Origin of the sequence: Pseudoalteromonas sp. S558, from assembly GCF_005886635.1 — a bacterium.
Classification (GTDB): Bacteria; Pseudomonadota; Gammaproteobacteria; order Enterobacterales; family Alteromonadaceae; genus Pseudoalteromonas; species Pseudoalteromonas aliena.
The window spans coordinates 1-4,216 of the sequence record NZ_PNDU01000270.1 but is presented as its reverse complement, the minus strand read 5'-3'; the positions used below and the strand labels follow the sequence as shown (position 1 = coordinate 4,216).

Sequence of the window (4,216 nt, the reverse complement as noted above, 5' to 3'; positions counted from 1 at the left end):
ATAAAATAGATCAATAGCAAGGCTAAAATTATGATACATAGTTGTTCTATATAAATAATTTTTAACGTAGTTAGTGAGTTATTTAATACGCTAGAATGATCATGTTTTTAATAAAATTGGTATAACCACTACTCAATTTAATAACCTAATTAATGAACATACAAAATGGCCAAATACGCACCGCCTTTTACACTATCAAATAAAACACTCACGTTAGTTGCCAAAATTGGTGAGTCTATTGGTCGACTCACAGTGCAACAAGAGCAAGCCCAGTTACTGCGTTTACGTAAGGTTAACCGCATGCGAACCGTGCAAGGCTCACTTGCGATTGAGGGAAGTACCTTAACGCAGCAGCAGATAACCGCTATTTTGGATGGTAAACGTATTATAGCCCCACCTAAAGAGGTGCAAGAAGCGCATAACGCGATTAATAGTTATGACGCGCTAACTCAGTGGCAGCCAACAAACCCTTCAGATCTTTTAAGTGCGCATTTACTGATGATGGTAGGCTTAGTTAACGATGCAGGCATGTACCGTCAAGAAGGTGTAGGTGTTATGTCGGGTGAGCAAGTTGTACACATGGCACCGCAAGCTGAACGTGTACCAAAATTAATGGCTGAACTATTAGAATGGCTAGAAAGTAGTGATGTTCACCCACTTGTTGCCAGTTGTGTATTTCATTATGAGTTTGAATTTATTCACCCGTTTTCAGATGGTAACGGCCGAGTAGGGCGTTTATGGCAAATGTTGATACTGTCTAAATGGCATGACGTGTTTATTAATATTCCTGTTGAAAGTATGGTGCATCAACATCAAGACGACTACTACCTCGCTATTCGCCAAAGCACCCAGCAAACCGATAGCGCTCCATTCATTGAGTTCATGTTACAAATGATTTTTGATGCAATAACTGAGGCTAAAACGTCAGAAACTGAGGGTTTAAATGCGGGTTTAAGTGAGGGTTTAAAACTATCTGACGTTGATAAAGTCATTTTGGCGTTTATCGAACAAGACCGCTATATGACCAATGCACAGCTTGCTGAAAAATCTGGTAAGTCGCAAAGTACCATAGAGAGACGCATAAAAGTTTTAAAAGACGTAGGATTAATAACCCGCATAGGCGCAAAGAAAACAGGCTATTGGCAAGTAAAACAATAGCAAAGAGCTAAATAACTGCTGTAAATAAAATGGATGTTAATTCACAAAAGGGCAGTGTCGCCATGTTTTAAGGCATACTTTCGCAAGTCATTTCATGGCTTAGTAAGCAGGCCAGCCTCGCAAAAACGTTACGCTGAAAACTTAAACCAAAAGCGGCGAGCGAATATCAGTAACTGCAAAAAGCTACTCGCATAATTTTTAAACTACTCAGTAAAAAGTCAAAACTGCAATTATGCAGTCATTTTTATGTGCGTAATTTAAGTTTAAGAATAATAATGGCTTATTTAATACATAAGGCGCGGTAGCTATATAAAAAGAGATAAACGCTTGGCCAAAAAAGTAAATTTAATAGCACAATATTATTTGTACAATTAAAGTGGCTGTCTAGTTTAATTTAGTTTTTCTCTGAGCTGCTGATTACGGATCAAATTCAGCAGCTCAGATCAAATATAAGTCATCACTTATTCTGTTAAATAACTTCTATTTCATGAAAGTCAATCCCTGTAAAATTATGCTCTTTAACTAGAGAGTAAAAACTATTTTTTGCATCTGTAGTTATATAACTCAAACCAGTTTCTTTTGCGCGAAACAAAGCCGTATTTTCTACTTTCGACTTGTCTATAACTAATCGCTTAAACGGCTTTATCATTTTGATTTCACCCCGTTTATTATAATTATGCTCAGTAAGCTCATGGTTTATAACATCTTCAAAACCAATGAGGTTTAGCGCATACCAAGTTACACCATTTAAATCGCAATTAAGATACTCAATATTATCTCCTAAACTAGGTTCCATTATTGCTTTAACTTCTTTTGATAAAACATAAGACGTAGAGCCTAATCCAGCAATATCAGGTATTTGAAGTGCTGCGTCTTTATTATATTCATCAATAAGCCAATTAACTCCCAGAGTGCGCCAATTATCTTTCATGGAATGACCATCAAAAAGTAAAATTTGGCCTTGTGTTAATTGCATCGTTTGCTCGAAACCTGTTTCATTAAGATAAAGATATAAATCAGGATTTACATTAAAGCCATATGCTTTATTAAACTTTTGCTTTATATCTCTTTCCATAGGCTGCTAGTATCTAAGTTTGAGTCTGTTTTGGTAGTCACTTCTTTTATTTCTTCAGGCCATGCAATATCGCTATCTCTTATTAAACCCTCCAGTGTAGTATATGCGATAACTTCACCTTCATATTCAGTTAACCATTTAGTACCATTCCACTCTATAAAATCGAATGTGCCAGCTCCTTCACCATATTTTACAGCTACAAAGTGAAGACCTATTTCTGATGGTTCATCAGTAAACCAATTGATATTTTTCATAAATACTCCCTATCTAAAATTTTTCTCTAAACACTTCAGCTCTCTCTGCTAAGTACTCTAAATATAAAGGTTTAACTCGATATGTTTCATGTGCATTTTCTAAAATTGAGATTAGGAAGTAACAGTTTTTTTGAACAGCACCTTGGCAGTAAATTAAAGCTGTATTGCTCGTTTTGCTAAATGATACTTTTTTCAAATGCCAATTTTTTGATGTTGAATCTTTTAAGTGAACATGAGCAAGCCCTGACTCTCTGACTGAAAATGGAAAGTCATAAGGTACATCTCGACCAAAGTGGGCTGGCCTTCCTTGTCCACTTTTGTATAATTTAAATTCATCAACAATTTTTTTTAATACTGGTTGTGAGGAGCTTGTTTTTACTTCTTCACTTACAAAAACGCGTATATCCATATACTTTACTTCACTTCAAAAATTTTAACTGTCGCTTACTTCATCTTCGATTCTTGAGGCTATTTTACTTAATTCATAATCACTAAGTTGTGCTTTTTGATTACTATTAACAACTAGCTTCTCTTTTTTAACTAATGTGGTTTTACTACTATTCATAATGTTATTCCTTTATCATTAAATTTATTTCACGAATTTTATCAATGTTATTCTAAATTACATAGACTTCTGCTTAAACAAGGCAACCAGTTATAGCTAATGCATCTAGTAATAATTTTAGGGTAGCAATTAATTTATATCTTTAACATGCTGCAAAGACCTTTTTGACTACAAGTAGTTGCAGTACCGTTTAGCCCAGCGATAATGCCCAAACTTAAAAGATTACACAAGACTTTAAAAGATACTATAAGTAACTAAGTCTATGATTTACAAGTAAGCACCTGTTTTTACTGGTTACATGTAACAATCGAGGCTTTTCGGACGGGGGTTCAAATCCCCCCAGCTCCACCAATAATGGTTTTTAGATTCGTTATCTAAAAACCATAAAAAACCCGCAACTTGAGCAATCAAGTTGCGGGTTTTTTTATGGGAGCAATTTAAATTGGTTCAGGCCGTCAATTACACATAGCAATTATACAGTCAGCCATCTCAAATTTTCCCTTGAAAACTGGTTAAAACTCACCACACAATTTACACCTGTGTTTCATGGCTTGGTAGGCAGGCCATCCTCACAAAAATGTTACGCTGGAAACTTAAACCAAAAGCGGCGAGCGAATATCAGTAACTGTAAAAAGCTACTCGCATAATTTTTAAACTACTCAGTAAAAAGTCAAAACTGCAATTATGCAGTCATTTTTATGTGCGTGATTTAAGTTCAAGAATAATAATCGCTTAGCCAAAAAAGTAAATTTAATAGCACAATATTATTTGTACAATTTAAAGTGGCTGTCTAGTTTAATTTAGTTTAATTTAGTTTAATTTTGTTCCCTCAGAATTAATAATTACCAAAGATCATTATATGGCAAGGAAAAAGTGTTGGCATTACTCAATATCTCCGAACTTTGAAATGCCGTCAGATAGATTCATCGAAGATCTTGATAAGCTGGCATACAACGCTGGAATTAAAATAAAAGGAGCAAACGGTGTTTGTCAAACTAGTTGTCGCGATCACTACGTTATGCACTCTCCACGTTGACGATTTCACGTTCGGGGTTTAGGTGCACTTTCTCTGGTAAATCCCAGTTGCGGATGTCACCACTCCAGCGCTCAGGCGTTTGCTCCTTAGCACGTTGATACACTTCTTTTCACTTTGCCAACACTTCA

The 4,216-nt window shown here is 35.5% G+C and carries 5 protein-coding genes; 1 reads left to right on the top strand and 4 read right to left on the bottom strand.

The features are described from left to right. The first annotated feature begins 165 nt into the window (after positions 1–165). Positions 166–1,158 carry a Fic family protein gene (locus CWB66_RS16565; protein WP_138586224.1) on the top strand — a complete coding sequence of 331 codons (993 nt, stop codon included), beginning with the start codon at positions 166–168 and terminating at the stop codon, positions 1,156–1,158. Between the two features lie 469 nt (positions 1,159–1,627). On the opposite strand, the gene CWB66_RS16560 is transcribed toward CWB66_RS16565, so the two are convergent. From CWB66_RS16560 to CWB66_RS22985, 4 genes are read right to left on the bottom strand one after another with little or no spacing between them, the layout of a single operon-like run. Next, a complete protein-coding gene (locus CWB66_RS16560; RefSeq protein WP_138586223.1) occupies positions 1,628–2,233 on the bottom strand; it encodes a hypothetical protein in 606 nt (201 codons plus the stop codon). Next, complete coding sequence (locus CWB66_RS16555) at positions 2,218–2,487, bottom strand: hypothetical protein (protein ID WP_138586222.1); 270 nt, start codon at positions 2,485–2,487, stop codon at positions 2,218–2,220. Before CWB66_RS16555 ends, CWB66_RS16560 begins: the two co-directional genes overlap by 16 nt. A gap of 13 nt (positions 2,488–2,500) precedes the next feature. Beyond that, entirely contained in the window at positions 2,501–2,896 is a 396-nt protein-coding gene (locus CWB66_RS16550; RefSeq protein ID WP_138586221.1) for a type II toxin-antitoxin system YafO family toxin, read from the bottom strand. Positions 2,897–2,920: 24 nt separating this feature from the next. Continuing rightward, a complete protein-coding gene (locus CWB66_RS22985) occupies positions 2,921–3,052 on the bottom strand; it encodes a hypothetical protein (RefSeq protein ID WP_289508509.1) in 132 nt (43 codons plus the stop codon). Positions 3,053–4,216 lie beyond the last annotated feature (1,164 nt).